A 17191-nucleotide genomic window follows, 5' to 3' on the forward strand; every position below is an offset into this window, starting at 1 on the left:
TCAGAGCCTCATCGGAGGCATGCGAATGTTGTCTTGCGGTGTCTTGCTCGCGGCAACATCGGTGCCCGTGACCACAATGTCGCCTTCGCTCAGCCCCGACTTGATTTCGGCGATGACCTTGTTGTTCAGCCCGACCTCGACCCGTTGCTCGCTGGTGGCGCCATTGGCTGGATCGTAAAGCTTTACGGTGTAGCCCTGCGGCCCCTTTTCGAGCGCCGAGGATGGCACAGTCAGTACATTTTCGGCCTTGTCGAGAATGATCGAGACTTCCGCGGTCATGCCGATACGCAGCAGGTGGCCGGGATTGTCCACCTCAAGCAAGCCGTTGTAATAGATCGCTTCATCGGTCGAAATCGTGTCGCTCTCCTCGATTTCCGAGGGCGCGGGTTCGACATCCCGCACGGTGGCGGTGAATAGGTGATCAGGTTCGCCCAGGATACTGAAGACCACCTGCTGGCCCGGTTTCACATGCACCACGTCAGCCTCGGAAATTTCCGCCTTCACCACCATCATGTCCAGCTCGGCAATCTTGACTATTGTCGGCGCGCTCTGCGTGGCGTTCACGGTCTGACCTTCGTCATTGACAATCGCCACTACGGTCCCCGAGATCGGCGCGGTGATCCTGGTTCGGTCCAACGCGATCTGCGCGGTCGAGACACTGACCTCGGCGCTCGCCTTCTGCGCTTCCAGAGCGGCAAGTTCGGCCTTGAAGACATCGACTTCGGCCTGCGCCGCGTCGACGTCCTCCTTGGAGACGTAATCGGAAGTAACCAGCTTCAATTGCCGTTCCAGAACGCGCTCGGCCTTGATCAAGCTGGCCTTTTTTGCGGCGATCTGCGCTTCGATGTTAGCCAGGCTCGCTTTGGCAGTCAGCACGTCATTCTGCTGGTCCTGATTGTCGATCAGAGCGATCAGGTCGCCCTTCTCGACCTCTTCACCAAGGGCAACCGCCAGCGTCTCTATTTGCCCCGACACCCGGGCACCAACGCTGACCAACTGTTTTGCCTCCATCGTGCCGGAGGCCAGCACCGTTTCCTCAACCGTGCCGCGGGTGACAACAGCCGTTGTCGGTGGAGCCGCGTTTTCGATCCGGGCGAAATAGATCCAACCACCAACCGCAGCCGACACCAGGACGAGCGCAAACAGGATGCGTGATATTTTCATGAGGAGAAAGCCTTTCGGAAGGAAACTCCGGGAACACACCAGTTGTTCGGTCGAGTGCAGCGCACCATCTCCTCTATGTAGTGTCGGCCTTTACCCTGAAAGGCAAGGAGGGTGCGACACAACAGAGCAGTGTCCCAACGTTTGCTGTCTTTCCGCCGACAGCGCGCATTGAGCGGGGCCTTCGCATGGCGAGGCAAGGTCCGCGCGGGCTGCCGGGCGGCCACGGGTGTCGGCAAGTTATCCCGCCCCCTCGCAAACCCCGGTTACGTCAATTGACGTATGTTGCAGCGCGATCGTTCCGGCGCACGATCCGTCCCCGACAGCGGCACTCCTTTCAGCCGCCAACCGCCGGCATGGGAACCGGCGGCGTCATGCACAAGGGGAACTCAATGAAAAAGACCTTCACGAAACTCGCTCTGGCAGGCCTGATGGCCTCCACGATCATCGGCGGCGCGGCCGCCCAGGAAGACACCATCAAGGTCGGCATCCTGCATTCGCTGTCCGGCACGATGGCGATTTCGGAAACCACGCTGAAAGACGCCATGCTGATGCTCATCGAAGAGCAGAACAAGAAGGGCGGCCTTCTCGGCAAGAAGCTCGAGGCTGTCGTGGTCGACCCGGCGTCCGACTGGCCGCTGTTCGCCGAAAAGGCGCGTGAGCTCATCGAAGTCAACGGCGTCGATGCCGTCTTCGGTTGCTGGACGTCCGTTTCGCGCAAATCCGTCCTGCCGGTCTTCGAAGAGCTGAATTCCATTCTCTTCTACCCGGTCCAGTACGAAGGCGAAGAAAGCCAGCGCAACGTCTTCTACACGGGAGCGGCTCCGAACCAGCAGGCCATCCCGGCCGTCGACTACCTGATGAACGAGGAAGGCGTCGAGCGCTGGGTTCTGGCCGGCACCGACTATGTCTATCCGCGCACGACCAACAAGATCCTCGAAGCCTACCTCAAGTCCAAGGGCGTGGCCGAAGAAGACATCATGATCAACTACACGCCGTTCGGTCATTCCGACTGGCAGACGATCGTGTCCGACATCAAGACCTTCGGTTCGGCAGGCAAGAAGACCGCCGTGGTCTCCACCATCAACGGCGACGCCAATGTTCCCTTCTACAAGGAACTGGGCAACGCCGGCATCAAGGCTGAAGACATTCCGGTCGTCGCCTTCTCCGTGGGTGAAGAGGAGCTTGCCGGTCTCGACACGGCGCCGCTCGTCGGCCATCTGGCCGCCTGGAACTACTTCCAGTCCGCCGACACCGATGCCAATGCCGAGTTCATCGAAACCTGGCAGGCCTATGTCGGTGACGACAACCGGGTGACCAACGATCCGATGGAAGCCCATTTCATCGGCTTCAACATGTGGGTCGAAGCGGTCGAAAAGGCCGGCACCACCGATCCGGATGCGGTCATCGACGCCATCGTCGGCGTCAGCGTCCCGAACCTGACCGGCGGTTACTCGGCGATGATGCCGAACCACCACATCACCAAGCCGGTGCTGATCGGTGAGATCCAGGATGACGGCCAGTTCGAGACCGTCTGGGAAACCTCCGGCCTGGTGGTCGGCGACGCATGGTCCGATTACCTGGATGGTTCCAAGGACCTGATTTCCGATTGGCGCGCGCCCCTGTCCTGCGGCAACTTCAACACCGTGACCGGCAAGTGCGGCGGTTCCGGCTCCTGACGGAAAGACACGGCAGGGACGGGCTTTCATCAAGCCCGTCCCGACTATCGTTTCCGATCCCGGCTCTGCGTTCCCTCACCTTCCTTCCGACTGGAGAGGGCCCGGGGGCGGTCTTCCAAACCCCTCAAGCGCCAAGAAAACCAACCCTCGCAAGGCGGACACGATGTCCCTTCTGAAATCATTCCTTCTGTTTATCGGCCTGATGGCCTGCGCCGTGAGCGGGCCGAGTTTCGCCCAGTCGGACGCGGAAGCCCTGCGCCCGCTGATCAACGATCTGGCGAAGGGCAAATACGCCGAGACCGAAAAACAGATCGGCGAGCTCGTCGCGACCGGCGACCCTGCGGTCGCTCCCGCCCTGGAGGCGCTCGGCGAAGGCGACCTGTACTTTCGCAAGTCGGACCGCATGGTGTTCATCGCCCATAAGGCCGGCAAGGGCTACGCGCTCACGGATCCTCTGACGCTGGAACCCGCCGGAGAGGCGGGCCGCCGCGAGGTGACCAAGATCAAGGTCAACAACAAGCTGCGGCGGGTGCTGCGCTCCGCCCTCGGATCGCTTACCCTGATGGCGGCGGATCCGCAGGTTCGCCAGGCGGCCGCGCAGGCAATCTTCAAGGCACAGGATCCGGAAGGCATAGACGCGCTGAATGCGGCGCTGGCAGCGGAGACCGACGACGGCGTGCGCAAGGTCATGGAAGAGGCCCGGGCCGCCGCGGTGCTGAATTCCGATCTTGACGATGCGCAGAAACTGGAAGCCGTCCGGACCCTCTCTGACATGGGCAACCGGGACGCCCTGTCCCTGCTGATCGGGGTTCAGTCCTCCGCCGACGGCGCGGTGCGCGACGCGGCTACCCAGGCCATAACCAAGATCCGCAAATCCATTGCCGCCTGGGACGCGGCGCAGAACATCTGGTACGGCCTGTCGCTCGGATCGGTGCTGCTTCTGGCGGCCATCGGCCTGGCGATCACATTCGGCGTCATGGGGGTCATCAACATGGCCCATGGCGAAATGGTGATGATCGGCGCCTATGTCACCTTCGTGGTGCAGGAACTGATCCGCACTTCGGCCCCCGGCCTCTTCGACTATTCGCTGTTCATCGCCCTGCCCCTGGCCTTCCTGGCCTCCGGCCTGATCGGTGTGGCCATCGAGCGCGGCGTGATCCGCTGGCTTTACGGACGCCCGCTGGAGACACTGCTCGCCACCTGGGGGATCTCGCTGATCCTGCAGCAGGCCGTGCGCTCCATTTTCGGACCGACCAACCGGGAAGTCGGCAATCCGGAATGGATGTCGGGGGCCTTCGAGATCGGTCAGATGACCATCACCTATAACCGCATGTGGATCATCGTCTTCGCCATGCTGGTCTTCACCGGTCTGATGCTGGTGCTGAAGAAGACGCCGTTCGGGCTTTACACCCGCGCCGTCACGCAGAACCGGCGCATGGCCGCCTCCATGGGCATCCGCACCCCCTGGGTCGACGCGATGACCTTCGGTCTCGGCTCCGGCATCGCCGGCATCGCCGGCGTCGCCCTGTCGCAGATCGACAACGTCTCCCCCAATCTCGGCCAGGGCTACATCATCGACAGTTTCATGGTGGTGGTCTTCGGCGGGGTAGGAAACCTGTGGGGCACGCTGGTCGGGGCCATGACCCTTGGCATCGTCAACAAGTTCCTCGAGCCCTATGCCGGCGCCGTGCTCGGCAAGATCTTCGTGCTCGTGATCATCATTCTGTTTATCCAAAAGCGTCCACGGGGCCTCTTCGCCCTCAAGGGCCGGGCAGTTGAAGCATGATGTCCTCGTTTCTCTTCCGCGCCATGGATGCCCGTGCCGGTATCTTCCTGGCGATCATGGCCGCGGTGATCATCCTGATCCCCGCCGGAAACCTCCTGGTTCCGGAAGGCTCCGCCTTCCACGTGCCGAACTACGCGCTCACGCTGATGGGCAAATATCTGACATATGCCCTGCTTGCGCTGGCAGTGGACCTCGTGTGGGGCTATTGCGGCATTCTCTCGCTCGGCCACGCCGCGTTCTTCGCCCTCGGCGGCTATGCCATGGGCATGTATCTGATGCGCCAGATCGGCACGCGCGGCGTCTATGGCGATCCGAATCTGCCCGATTTCATGGTGTTCCTGAACTGGCAGGAGCTGCCGTGGTACTGGTACGGCTTCGACATGTTCTGGTTCGCCGCCCTCATGGTGCTGCTGGTGCCCGGTTTCCTGGCCTTTGTCTTCGGCTGGTTCGCCTTCCGCTCGCGCGTCACCGGCGTCTATCTGTCCATCATCACCCAGGCGCTCACCTATGCGCTTCTGCTTGCCTTCTTCCGCAACGACATGGGATTTGGCGGCAACAACGGCCTGACTGATTTCAAGGATATCCTGGGCTTCAACATCCAGGCCGACACGACCCGCGCCGGGCTGTTCGTGGCCTCGGGGCTGGCGCTGGTAATCTGTTTCATCATCTGCCGTTCGATCACCCGTTCAAAGCTGGGCAAGGTCCTTGTGGCCGTGCGCGACGCGGAAAGCCGCACGCGGTTTCTCGGCTACCGGGTGGAACACTACAAGCTGTTCGTGTGGACCCTTTCGGCCATGATGGCCGGTATCGCCGGCGCGCTTTATGTGCCCCAGGTCGGCATCATCAATCCGGGCGAATTCGACCCGGCCAACTCGATCGAAGTGGTGATCTGGGTCGCCGTCGGCGGACGCGGCACGCTGGTGGGCGCGGTCCTCGGCGCAGTTCTGGTGAATTTCGCCAAGACATGGTTCACCGGCGCGCTGCCCGACATCTGGCTGTTCGCGCTGGGTGGTCTCTTCGTGTTCGTCACCCTGTTCCTGCCCAAGGGCATCGTGGGCACCTTCAGTCAGGGCTGGACGGCGCTGCGGCAGCGCAGGATTTCGCAGGCCCTGGAAGCCGGCTCCGGCGAAGCTCCCGATGCACCGCCGCACTCGCCATCCGCACCGGCAAATGTGACCCATGCGACCCCGGCGCCGAAGGCGACCGACCCCCAGCCAGCGGAGTAGGACCATGGCCAGAGCATCCAGTCTTCTTTATCTCGACGGCGTGTCGGTCTCCTTCGACGGTTTCAAGGCGCTGAACGAACTGTCGCTGACCATCGGGCCGGGCGAAATGCGCGCCATCATCGGCCCCAATGGTGCCGGCAAGACCACCATGATGGACGTCATCACCGGCAAGACCAGGCCGGACAGCGGCGAGGTCTATTTCGACGGCACCATCGACCTCACCGGCGAGGACGAAGCCTCCATCGCCGAAATGGGCATCGGCCGGAAGTTCCAGAAACCGACTGTCTTTGAGAGTCATACGGTGTGGGACAATCTGGAGCTCGCGCTCAAGGCGCCGCGCGGACCGTTCGCGACCCTGTTTCATGTCATATCCGGCGGCGAGAGGAAGCGGATCGAGCATCTGCTCGACCTGATCCGTCTTGGTGGCAAACGCGACGATCTGGCCGCCAATCTCAGTCACGGCCAGAAGCAATGGCTGGAAATCGGCATGTTGCTGGCCCAGGACCCGAAACTGCTTCTTGTCGACGAACCGGCAGCCGGCATGACCGATGCCGAGACCGCCGAAACCGCGGAACTCTTGAAGGATATCGCCAATGACCATTCAGTCGTCGTGGTCGAGCACGACATGGTGTTTGTTCGTTCCCTGGGTGTCAAGGTCACGGTCCTTCATGAAGGATCCGTGCTTGCCGAGGGATCCCTCGACCACGTCTCAGCCAATGATCGGGTCGTCGAAGTTTATCTGGGACGGTGAAGACTCCGCATGACTGCCATCTTCATCCAACCGCGAAGCCGCGTTGAAAAACAGAGTCCGGAACGCCCTCCAAGGGCTTATGTCCGTTAGGTCAGAAATCATGCTGCAAGTTGACAATATCGATCTTTACTATGGCGCGGCCCAGGCCCTCAAGAAGGTGTCGCTCAGCGCCGAAGTCGGCAAGGTCACCTGCCTGATGGGCCGCAACGGGGTCGGCAAGACCTCCACCCTGCGCGCGGTCGCCGGGCAGCATGGCATTTCCTCCGGCAGGATCGTCTGGGAAGGCGAGGACATCTCCTCCCTGCCCGCACACGCCCGCGCCAGAAAGGGTATCGCCGTTGTCCCGCAAGGCCGGGAAATCTTCCCGCTGCTGTCGGTGAAGGAGAACCTTGAAACCGGCTACGCGCCGATCGCGCGGCGGGACAGGTTCATTCCCGAAACCATCTTCGAACTCTTCCCGGTGCTGAAGGATATGCTGAGCCGGCGCGGGGGCGATCTGTCCGGGGGACAGCAGCAGCAGCTGGCCATCGCCAGGGCTCTGGTCACAAGGCCGAAGCTTCTCGTGCTGGACGAGCCGACCGAAGGCATACAGCCCTCGATCATCAAGGATATCGGCCGCGCCATTTCCTGGCTGCGCGACCAGGGCACAATGGCGATCGTGCTGGTGGAGCAATATTTCGAATTCGCCCGGGATCTGGCCGACGACTACGCGGTAATGGACCGGGGCGAAATCGTTCTGTCGGGAACCGGGGCGGATCTGTCGGAAACCGAAGTCCGGCGCTTTCTGACGGTTTAGGGCGCGCTCCCTTGCAGGCCATGCTGCAAGCGAACTCCCGGGGCGTCGCGAAACGGAAATCCGGGATCGGCTCCCGGCGCCACGTCTGACGGGGGACGATTGCGCGGTCGCACGCGCGCCGCAGGGTTTGACGAACCGGACCTGATTGGTAGGGTGCGGGCGCAAGATCATCCCGCCTGACCTCTCCGATACGGATCGCCATGCCCACCCCCCTTCCCGAAGATGCCATCGCCGCAATCACGCATGCGGTAGACACCTCCTTTGAAAAACAGGTTGCCTTCCTGCAGGAAATCGTCCGCGCCCCGTCCCTGCGCGGAGCGGAAGCAGGCGTTCAGGGTATCGTGGCGCAAGCGCTGAAGGCGCGGGGGTTCGAGGTCGAGACCTATCCGGTCGACGCGGAAGCGCTGAAAGACCATCCGGCCTATTCACCGGCAACCATCGACTACGCGGGCACCTTCAATGTCAGCGGCCGCAAACAGCCGACCGGCACATCCGGCCGCTCGCTGATCCTGAACGCCCATGTGGATGTGGTGCCGACCGCCAATCCGGATCACTGGACACATCCACCGTTTGCCGCGGTCCGCGAGGGCGACTGGCTTTACGGGCGCGGCGCCGGTGACATGAAGGCGGGGCTTGCGGCCAATCTCTTTGCGGTGGAGGCGATCGAGGCGGCCGGGTTCCAGCTCCGGGCGCCATTGGAATTCCAGTCCGTCATCGACGAGGAAGTCACCGGTAACGGCACGGCCGCGGCCATCCTTCGCGGCGCATCGGCCGATGCCGTCCTTATTCCCGAGCCGACGGATGAGGACGTCATCTTCGCCAATTCCGGTGTCATCAAGTTCCGGATCACGGTTCAGGGCGTGTCCGCCCATCCCCGCGAGCCGGCCTCCGGCCTGAGCGCCATTGAAGCCGCATTTCTCGTCATCGACGGACTGAAGGCGCTGGAAACACGCTGGAACGGCGAGAAACACCGCCATCCCGGCTTTGACCTCCTGGGCAATCCGGCCAGCCTCAATATCGGCACCATTCACGGTGGGGAATGGCCGGCCTCAATCCCCTTCGAGTGCAAGCTCGAAGGCCGCATCGGGTTCTATCCGGGAGACAAAGTGGCGGACAGGATCGCGGACTTCGAAAAGGCCCTTGAAAGCCTCTGCCGCGAGGATCCGCGCCTGGCGAAGGCCGCGCCGAAGCTGGAGTGGATCGGCACCTGTCAGGCCGGATACCGGCTGGAGGAAGGTTCGGCGGCGGAAGAGGTGCTTTCCGCCGCCCATGAACAGGTGACCGGCTCCGCGCTGCGCCGGTCGATCATGGCCTGCTACCTGGATGCCGCGCTCTACATGAACCACTGCGACACTCCCGCCCTCACCTATGGTCCGCTCACCCGCAACATTCACGGTATCGACGAATGCGTGAACCTGCCGTCGCTGAAACGGGTGACCCGGACGATCGCCCTGTTTACCGCCCGATGGTGCGGCATTTCGCCAATAGAGAGGCCGTCCGGCTGATCTTCGGGCAAGCCGATTGATTGCCGGGGCAAAAGCCGGTACCAACGCGCTCGAATCGAGTTTCCGGCTCCGGCGGTCCAATGCAGCTCCGCCCGGCCGACAAGGACACTGAAAAACTTTAGGACTTGCCATGCGCGTTGCAATGATTGGGACCGGTTACGTCGGTCTGGTTTCGGGAACCTGCTTTGCCGATTTCGGCCATGTGGTGACTTGTATCGACAAGGACGCCGGCAAGATCGACGCCCTCAATGCCGGCACGATCCCGATCTTCGAACCGGGGCTCCAGGACCTCGTTGCCAAGAACGTCGCGGAAGAGCGGCTGTTTTTCACCACGGAACCGGATGACGCCATCCGGGAGGCGGATGCGGTCTTCATTGCGGTGGGCACGCCGACCCGCCGGGGCGACGGACACGCGGATCTTTCCTACGTCTATTCGGCGGCGGAGGAAATCGCCGGGCTGATCAACGGGTTCACGGTGATCGTGACCAAGTCGACCGTTCCGGTGGGAACCGGCGACGAGGTCGAGGCCATTGTCCGCCGGACCAATCCGGAGGCCAGGTTCGCCGTGGTTTCCAACCCGGAATTCCTGCGTGAAGGCGCCGCGATCAACGATTTCAAGCGGCCCGACCGGGTTGTCGTGGGGACGGAAAGCGAAGAAGCCGTCGAGGTGATGCGGGAACTCTACCGTCCGCTCTATCTCAACGAGACGCCGATCATCGTCACGAAACGCCGGACATCCGAGCTGATCAAATATGCGGCGAACGCGTTTCTCGCCGTCAAGATCACCTTCATCAACGAAATCGCCGACCTGTGCGAAAAGGTCGGCGCCAATGTGCAGGAGGTTTCCAGAGGCATCGGACTGGACAACCGCATCGGCTCGAAGTTCCTGCATGCCGGTCCGGGATATGGCGGCTCCTGCTTTCCCAAGGACACGCTCGCGCTGTCCAGGATTGCCTCAGACGCCGGTTCCAGCCTGAAGATCATCGATTCTGTGATCGAGGTGAACGCGGCCCGCAAGAAAAAGATGGCCGACAAGGTCATCGACTTCATGGGAGGCGATGTCAACGGCAAGACCGTGGCGCTTCTCGGACTTGCCTTCAAACCCAATACCGATGACATGCGCGAAGCTCCGAGCATCGACATCGTCGAGAAACTGCAGGCTGCGGGCGCGAAAATCCGTGCCTACGACCCGGCCAGCATGGAAGAAGCCGGTCACATGATGAGCGACGTGCTGTTCTGCGACGGCCCCTACCACGCCATCGAGAATGCGGATGTGGTGGTGATCGTGACGGAATGGGACCAGTTCCGGGCATTGGATCTCGAACGAGTCAAGTCCCTGCTGAAAACACCCAGGGTCGTCGATCTGCGTAATATCTATACCCAGGACTACATGAACGCGCACGGGTTCGAGTACACCAGCGTCGGACGCAGTTACTGATACCATCCCGCATGGGACGGATCGCCGCGACACCAGCCCGTCGCGGCGGCTCACCGACCGTCGAAGCGCAGCGGCAAACGCGGCCTGGCCGGGTCCTGTCCGGCTGTGGCATCCGAGGACTACACCCGGCCTTAAACGCCGGATTGCATTTTCCCTGTATTCCCGTGCGAAATGTTACCGATATTTAACGACAAGCACGCTTTCTTGATGTTGTCCAACCAGCGGCCACATGGTATCCAAATCCTTAACGGACTAAAATTTTCCGTTTCTTGTTAATCATTTGTTTACCATGCCATAGCGCGAGCGAAAGCGACCGGATACTATGGATTTTGCAACCCCTTAATTCCCGTTTATTGGGTTGAGGCTGGCGAAGTTGACCGACGAAACCGCTTTATATGATGCAAAAGAGAGCCCGCGGAAGGCAATCGAATTTGCCCGCCACGAGGTTCTCCGCCTACCGGCCAGACGGACCGTCCAGAGCTACAACCGCGCGCTGTCAGGACACCGGAAATACGGGCAATTGGCGGGCAAATTTGCCAAGCGCGCACTCGATCTGACCGGAGCCTCGCTCGGCCTGATCCTGCTGCTGCCCCTTTTCGCCCTCATCGCTGTTGCCATCAAATCGACCAGCCGCGGGCCGGTCTTTTTCCTGCAGCAAAGATACGGTCTGGACGGCGCGCTTTTCACGGTCCTCAAGTTCCGTACCATGCATCTGCACATGTGCGATACTTCCGGCATTTGCCAGACTGTTCACAACGACCCTCGCGTGACCCGGATCGGCCGATTTCTCCGCAGCAGCAATTTCGACGAGCTGCCGCAGCTCATCAACGTCCTGAAAGGTGAAATGTCGCTTGTCGGGCCCCGCCCCCATGTTCCCGGCATGCTTGCCGCCGGCGTGCCCTACGAGATGTTCGATACCAGATACATGGACCGCCACCGGGTCCGTCCGGGCATTACCGGGCTGGCCCAGGTCAAGGGATTCCGGGGAGAAACGAAGGACCGGCATGCCGCCCGGATGCGCCTGAAACACGATCTGGCATATATTGAACGGCAATCCCTGTCGCTCGACGTAAAAATCCTGACCGAAACGATCGTGCAGGAATTTTTCAGGCGCAGTGGCTACTAGGGTGTGAACTCCTGGTCGGCCGCGCCTTACCTGACGGGGCACAGGCGTCAGGCAGTTGCGACCAATGTTGCCATATGCTGCATGGCGAGTTGATAGCCGTCCACACCACACCCAGCGATCACCGCATCCGCCCTGGCGGACACATAGGAATGATGTCGGAAACTCTCCCGCTTGTGGATGTTCGAGATATGCACCTCGATCACCGGAAAGCTGCAGGCCGAAAGGGCGTCCAGCAAGGCGACGGACGTATGGGAATAGCCAGCGGGATTGATGATCACCCCATGCGCGGATTCACGGGCTTCATGAACCCAGTCGATCAGCTCGTGTTCCGCATTGCTTTGACGAAAAACAACCTGCAAATCCGATTTTTCAGCCTCGGCTTCACACATCAGGCGCACGTCATCCAGCGTCCGGTGTCCATAGATCTCAGGTTCCCGCTTGCCGAGCAGATTGAGATTCGGTCCGTTCAGAACGTAGATGACCCTGGCCATGAGTAATTCCCTTGATTTGCAGCGCAAAGATGACGTTTTCCGGCGAATTTTACCAGCAGGCTCCGCAATTTACGCGAAAAGGTTGTGAATGCTGGCAGAGCACACCAATTACGTTTCACGTCAGCCTTGCTTAAACAACGTTTACGCATTATTAACTATGTTATTCCAGTTTGAATTGAAACAGCTCAACGGAATCCCATGATCAAGCTGCGTGAACGGCTGGACACTCTTGAAGCTCTGATGTCAGCGATAGAAGGCTATCAGCACCTTCCGCTTGATGTGCTCTCCCAATTCCTGCTCGACCATTATACCGTCGATCTGGATGTGCTGGCGCAATTTGCAGATGCGGCGGAATCAAGATCCGAAAACGCGCGCAACAACGCCTACGCGGCGAGCGCGCAATCCGCCGCCTGAGCGCGGACAAACAGACCCGAACAGCTTTTCAGATATCAACATTATCCGATAGACGTTGCGTTTTGAACGTTCTGGTCGCCCTCGGCCTCGTCCGGGTCAGGCCCCTGGCCGGCCTGCCAGATTTTCTGGCGATTGCGGATCTCCCGAGGTGCCGGCCCGAAATAGGTCGCGGTTTTTATGAAGTCCCGGGGATGCAGGATCACGCTCGACACGCGCTGATACAGAGATTTGGCCGATATGGGCTTGGACAGGAGTTCATGCACGCCCAGACGGCGGGCTTCCACGATACGGCTACGCTCCGTATGGGCTGTGACCATGATGATCGGAATATAGGCGAAAGGGTTGTTCGGACTGCGGATCATGCGAACCATGTCCGCCCCGTCCAGAATGGGCATGACCCAATCCAGGATCAGGATATCCGGATTGGCACGGTCCATCGCCTCGAGCCCGGACGCTCCGTCCTCGGCTTCGACGATCCGGCGTGCGCCGAAACCCTGCAACATGGTCCGCAGGATCGTGCGCATATAGGCACTGTCCTCGACCAGCAGGAACGTCAGTGAGGCAAGATCCAGGCTCACCAAATCCTCCATGTTTCGCCAAGTCTTGACATGAAAGTCTGAACAATGGGTTATGCCAACCGCAGTTAACCAGCCCCAGCGGACAAGGGGCCTGCGGTTTGCCTGACAGCGAAGGCAGTGCAATGCTGTCCATCGGCCTGTGATCGCTGCGGCACCTGCGCAGGGATTTACGGAACACATTCAAACGACCGTTCCGTCTTCACCGACCGGTAATGTTGCGTGGAATTAATCCTTTTGCGGCGGTGGTGTTAACGGGTCTTTCAAGGCTGAGACGCCATTCTGGGCCGAGACACAGCAACAGGTGAGAGACCTTTGTCAACGATTGTACGCACCATGTCCCGGGACCCAGAAACATACGATCAGGACGACCCGCGTTCGCATGAGCGCGAGCCGGCTGGTCCTGATTCTGGCGACAGGATTCGGGATAACCTTCTGCTTTTTTCCGGTATCGGCCTTCTGCTGCTGGCCTCCGGCATGGTGCTGTCCAACCTTCTGTCCTGAAACGCTTAGCGCTTCGGAGCGCTTGCCGAGAACAGCGCGACACAGCCGACCTGTTTGATGTCGATCAGCGCGAACCGGCGCGACAATTCCGCCTCCAGGACTTCCAGCGTGTCGTTCTCATTGGAAAACACCCCCTTGCGATTATAGATGCCCATGAGCTGGCGGGCCGCAACGGAACGCGGCGCGTCGCCCTGAAGGATCGTCGCGCCGAATACACACCCGCCTTCCCCGAGATGCGGCAGCAGGTGATCGAAGATCACCGCCTTTGCGGACATGCTTCCCGGAAGGCAGTGCAGGACATAGTTGAGTCCGATGGAACCGAAGCGGCCAAGAGAGGCCGGCCAGGGGACGAGTGCATCGGCCTGGACGCTGCGCGGGCCGTAGCGGCGGATACGTGTGGACGCCTTTTGAAGGCAGTGCGCATTCGGGTCCAGCAGAGTGACTTGCGGGTCTGAAGCGGGGAATGACGCCCGGTCCAGGAAAAATCCGGTGCCGACGCCGACATCCAGGTGATCGGCAGACAGGTGCCGATCGTAGAGGGCAGTCATGCGCGCGCTCGGGCAACGCCAGAGGAACCGGTTGGACAGGCCGAGCACCAGCGCATCATACAGGACAAGCGATGCTCTTGAATAAACCGCATAGCCTGCCTTGTGCGCGGCCGGAAAGCGTTCCATTGCCTTGATCCCGTTAAAATTGCCAGGGCACGCATCGCTAGGTCCGTCCCGCAGGACTGTCAAGGCGCGACTGGTTCATCCGCTCCTCATCAATCAAGCCAGCCTTCTCCTGTTTTCGGGGGATATCAGTCGTCCGGCAGGTCGTCGTCGTCCAGAATGCGCCATTTGGCGCCCTCCAGATCGTCGAACTGGCCGCTTTTCAGGGACCACAGGAAAGCGCCCAGGCCGAGAGCTCCCAGGAAAAACGCGATCGGGATCAGATAGATCAGCACATCCATGACTGTCTTACCCTTCCGCCTTTTCCGCCGGGAGGTGTGCGGGCCCGGCTCCGGTTTCGGGACGCCCCTCCCCCCAGCGAAGCTTGAGGGCGTTGGCGGTCACGATCAACGAGGACGCCGACATGGCAACGGCCGCCATCAGCGGCGTGACGAAACCGGCGACAGCCACCGGCACCGCGATCACATTGTAGAGCCCGGAGATCCAGAGGTTCTGCTCGATGGCTGCGCGGGCTCTTTTCGACAGACGCAACGCATCGGCCACGGGTTGCAGCCGATCGCCAAGAAAAACCGCATCTGCCGCCGCCTGGCTGAGATGGACCGCGGAGACCGGGGACAGGGAGACATGCGCGCCAGCGAGCGCCGGTGCATCGTTCAGGCCGTCCCCCACCATCAGCACCTTGTGTCCGGACTGCTGCAGATCCTCGAGACGGACAATCTTCTGCGCCGGTTTCATGCCGGCCTGCCAGTGCGCAATGCCGAGCGCCTCCGCGCAACCGGCCACGGAAGGTTCCGTGTCTCCGGAGACGATCTCGAGCGCGTAGCCTTCGGCTTTCAGGCGGTCGATGACCGCGCGGGCATCCGGCCGCAGGCTCTGGCGGAACGGCAGCAGCTGCACCGGTCCGTCGCCGAACCGGATCGCCAGCAGCGATGCGCCGGGCACCTCCCTCAGGGCGTCCTCGATCTGCTCAGCCGACGCACCGCAGAACTGCGGGCTGCCGAGACGCAGGGTAGCGCCTTCCACCATCGTCTCCAGACCGGCACCGGGAACTTCCTTCACCTCGGGCAAGGGCGTGATGGCTCCCGTGGCCCTCACCAGGGCCGTGGACAGCGGGTGGCGGCTGGCCAGCGCCAGGCGTCCGGCCAGACGGACGACAGGATCCTGCAAGTCGAACGGACTGCAAAGCTCGGGATCCGCAAGAGTGAGCGTGCCGGTCTTGTCAAAAAGGATGGTGTCGATATCGGCCATGCGCTCGATGGCGTCACCGGTATTCAGCAGTACCCCACGGCGGAAGAGCTGGCCCGACGCCACCACCTGAACGGCGGGAACGGCAAGACCGAGCGCGCAGGGACAGGTAATGATCAGCACCGAGATGGCGATCACCAGAGCCGGCTGCCATTCCATGCCCGCAAGTAACCATCCCAGGAAGGTCAGTCCGGCCGCACCATGGACCAGCGGCGCGTAAAGCCGGGCGGCCCGGTCGGCAATGCGGACATATTTCGATTTCGCCTGGGAAGCGGCTTCCAGAAGTCGGTTCACCTCATCCAGCAGCGTTGCTCCGGACGCCGCCTCGACACGCACCTGAAGTGAACCGGAGCCGTTCAAAGTTCCCGCATAGACACGCTGCCCGCGGTCCACCGCCACCAGAATGCTTTCGCCAGTCACGAGGCTCTGGTCGATCTCGGACATGCCCGTTTCCACCACGCCATCGACGGGAACCCGTTCCCCGGCAGACACCAGAACGAGATCCCCCGCAGAAACCTTGGAGAGCGGGACTTCACGCACGCTGCCATCAGGCAGGATCCGCGCTGCGACTTCCGCCTTGAGAGCGGCGATGTTTTCGGCGAAGGACCGGGTCCGTCCGCGCATGTTGTGATCGAGATATCGACCGACGAGCAGGAAGAACAGCAGCATGACGGCGGATTCAAAATAGGCATGATGCTGGTGCTGAACCGTCTGCACCACGGACAGCGCCACCGCCAGGACCACACCGATCATGATCGGCACGTCCATGTTCAGACGTCCGGAGGCCAGGGCGCGGAAGGCGCTCCTGAAGAAAGGCCGCCCGGCATAGGCCACCGTCGGCAGGGCAATCAGGGCCGACAGCCAGTGGAAAAAATCGCGGGTCTCCGGTTCGATACCGGTTGCGTTGCCCGACCAGACGGAGACGGACAGAAGCATGATGTTCATGCCGGCGAAGCCCGCGACCGCGAGGCTGCGCAAAAGTTCCTTGCCCGTCCGGTCCTGACGGTCCTTCTGGCTCGCCGGATCGAAAGGATGGGCCTTGTAGCCGAGCCGGGTCAGCTCTGCGACGATCTCGTCGGCTCCGGTCTGGTCTTCCACCCAGTCCACCGCAAGACGCTGGCTGGTCAGGTTGACGCGCGCCGTGCGGATGCCCGGCAGGCGCTTCAGGCCACGCTCGATGTCTCCCATGCAGGCGGCACAGGTGATGCCGTCGACAGCAAGATCCATGTGTACGGCACCGTCCTTGCCGGGCGTTACGAAAGCCTGCCAATCGCGCTGATGAACCGTCACGTCGATTGCCTTACTCCTTGAGGAAAATACGGTTCTCGGATTTGAATTTCCGCACACCGTCCTGTTCGATTTCAAGGACCAGCGTCCAGTTTCCCGGCGGAACCTTTTCCAGGTCGGCCGTGTAGCGTCCGCCGCCATCCGCTTTCAGGAAGGATTCGATATCTCCCGTTGCCATGACCGGACGCCGCAGAAGGGCACGAACCTCGACGCCGTAGAGCGGATTGCCGTCCGCATCGGCCGCCGTCACGACCAGACGGCCGGTTCCTTCGGCGTCCTGGATGACTTCGCCCGACACCTGCCAGTCCAGATCCGCCTGCATCCTGGCGGCCGCCAGTTCCTCGTTATAGGTCTGGCCTGCCTCGTAGGGGCGCTCCTCGACCACACCCGGGTAGGATCCGAGCGCAAGATAGATGAACGCAGCGTTCGCGGCGAAGACCACACCGAAGAAAGACAGGAGCCAGACAAGCACCGTCCTTCCGGTAATCGCCTTTGGATCCTTCATGCCGGATTGAACCATTGCCATATAATCCTCC

At 61.4% G+C, this 17191-nt stretch carries 16 protein-coding genes; 9 read left to right on the forward strand and 7 right to left on the reverse strand.

Features of this window, described 5'->3' with window-relative positions; all coding sequences use genetic code 11:
* Positions 1-1164, reverse strand: coding sequence for an efflux RND transporter periplasmic adaptor subunit (locus DCO57_RS02970; protein WP_116697386.1), 1164 nt, complete (start codon positions 1162-1164; stop codon positions 1-3).
* 389 nt (positions 1165-1553) lie between these two features.
* On the opposite strand from DCO57_RS02970, the gene urtA reads away from it, so the two are divergent.
* The 8 genes from urtA (at position 1554) to DCO57_RS03010 (ending at position 11468) form a co-directional block, all read left to right on the forward strand.
* Positions 1554-2840, forward strand: coding sequence for an urea ABC transporter substrate-binding protein (gene urtA, locus DCO57_RS02975; RefSeq protein WP_116697703.1), 1287 nt, complete (start codon positions 1554-1556; stop codon positions 2838-2840).
* Between the two features lie 163 nt (positions 2841-3003).
* Positions 3004-4626, forward strand: a complete 1623-nt coding sequence (gene urtB / locus DCO57_RS02980) for an urea ABC transporter permease subunit UrtB (RefSeq protein ID WP_116697387.1) — start codon at positions 3004-3006, stop codon at positions 4624-4626.
* Entirely contained in the window at positions 4623-5852 is a 1230-nt protein-coding gene (gene urtC / locus DCO57_RS02985; RefSeq protein WP_116697388.1) for an urea ABC transporter permease subunit UrtC, read from the forward strand. Before urtB ends, urtC begins: the two co-directional genes overlap by 4 nt.
* Before the next feature lie 4 nt (positions 5853-5856).
* Positions 5857-6603, forward strand: a complete 747-nt coding sequence (gene urtD, locus DCO57_RS02990) for an urea ABC transporter ATP-binding protein UrtD (RefSeq protein WP_116697389.1) — start codon at positions 5857-5859, stop codon at positions 6601-6603.
* Between the two features lie 100 nt (positions 6604-6703).
* Positions 6704-7399 (forward strand): urea ABC transporter ATP-binding subunit UrtE, encoded by a 696-nt coding sequence (urtE, locus tag DCO57_RS02995; RefSeq protein ID WP_116697390.1) that lies wholly within the window; start codon positions 6704-6706, stop codon positions 7397-7399.
* Positions 7400-7599: 200 nt separating this feature from the next.
* Positions 7600-8904: an ArgE/DapE family deacylase gene (locus DCO57_RS03000; RefSeq protein ID WP_116697391.1), complete on the forward strand. Its 1305-nt coding sequence runs from the start codon at positions 7600-7602 to the stop codon at positions 8902-8904.
* 130 nt (positions 8905-9034) lie between these two features.
* On the forward strand, positions 9035-10342 hold the full coding sequence (locus DCO57_RS03005) for a UDP-glucose/GDP-mannose dehydrogenase family protein (RefSeq protein WP_116697392.1): 1308 nt from the start codon (positions 9035-9037) through the stop codon (positions 10340-10342).
* A gap of 520 nt (positions 10343-10862) precedes the next feature.
* The gene (locus DCO57_RS03010) at positions 10863-11468 is read left to right on the forward strand and encodes a sugar transferase (protein ID WP_244287869.1); all 606 of its coding nucleotides are present in this window, start codon (positions 10863-10865) and stop codon (positions 11466-11468) included.
* Positions 11469-11515: 47 nt separating this feature from the next.
* Here the strand turns inward: DCO57_RS03010 and aroQ are convergent, their stop codons facing one another.
* Positions 11516-11959: a type II 3-dehydroquinate dehydratase gene (gene aroQ, locus DCO57_RS03015; RefSeq protein ID WP_116697394.1), complete on the reverse strand. Its 444-nt coding sequence runs from the start codon at positions 11957-11959 to the stop codon at positions 11516-11518.
* 198 nt (positions 11960-12157) lie between these two features.
* Here aroQ and DCO57_RS03020 point away from each other — a divergent pair, with 198 nt between their 5' ends.
* Entirely contained in the window at positions 12158-12373 is a 216-nt protein-coding gene (locus DCO57_RS03020; RefSeq protein ID WP_116697395.1) for a hypothetical protein, read from the forward strand.
* Positions 12374-12414: 41 nt separating this feature from the next.
* On the opposite strand, the gene DCO57_RS03025 is transcribed toward DCO57_RS03020, so the two are convergent.
* The 5 genes from DCO57_RS03025 to DCO57_RS03045 all read right to left on the reverse strand — a co-directional run bounded on the left by DCO57_RS03025 (position 12415) and on the right by DCO57_RS03045 (position 17181).
* A complete protein-coding gene (locus DCO57_RS03025) occupies positions 12415-12951 on the reverse strand; it encodes a response regulator (protein WP_279629127.1) in 537 nt (178 codons plus the stop codon).
* A gap of 506 nt (positions 12952-13457) precedes the next feature.
* Positions 13458-14126 (reverse strand): class I SAM-dependent methyltransferase, encoded by a 669-nt coding sequence (locus tag DCO57_RS03030; RefSeq protein WP_116697397.1) that lies wholly within the window; start codon positions 14124-14126, stop codon positions 13458-13460.
* A 125-nt stretch (positions 14127-14251) separates the two neighbouring features.
* A complete protein-coding gene (gene ccoS, locus DCO57_RS03035) occupies positions 14252-14404 on the reverse strand; it encodes a cbb3-type cytochrome oxidase assembly protein CcoS (RefSeq protein ID WP_116697398.1) in 153 nt (50 codons plus the stop codon).
* A 7-nt stretch (positions 14405-14411) separates the two neighbouring features.
* Entirely contained in the window at positions 14412-16658 is a 2247-nt protein-coding gene (locus DCO57_RS03040; RefSeq protein ID WP_116697399.1) for a heavy metal translocating P-type ATPase, read from the reverse strand.
* A 10-nt stretch (positions 16659-16668) separates the two neighbouring features.
* Positions 16669-17181 (reverse strand): FixH family protein, encoded by a 513-nt coding sequence (locus DCO57_RS03045; protein ID WP_116697400.1) that lies wholly within the window; start codon positions 17179-17181, stop codon positions 16669-16671.
* Positions 17182-17191: the final 10 nt, after the last annotated feature.

The sequence above is a fragment of the Labrenzia sp. 011 genome (assembly GCF_003075075.1).
GTDB lineage: Bacteria > Pseudomonadota > Alphaproteobacteria > Rhizobiales > Stappiaceae > Roseibium.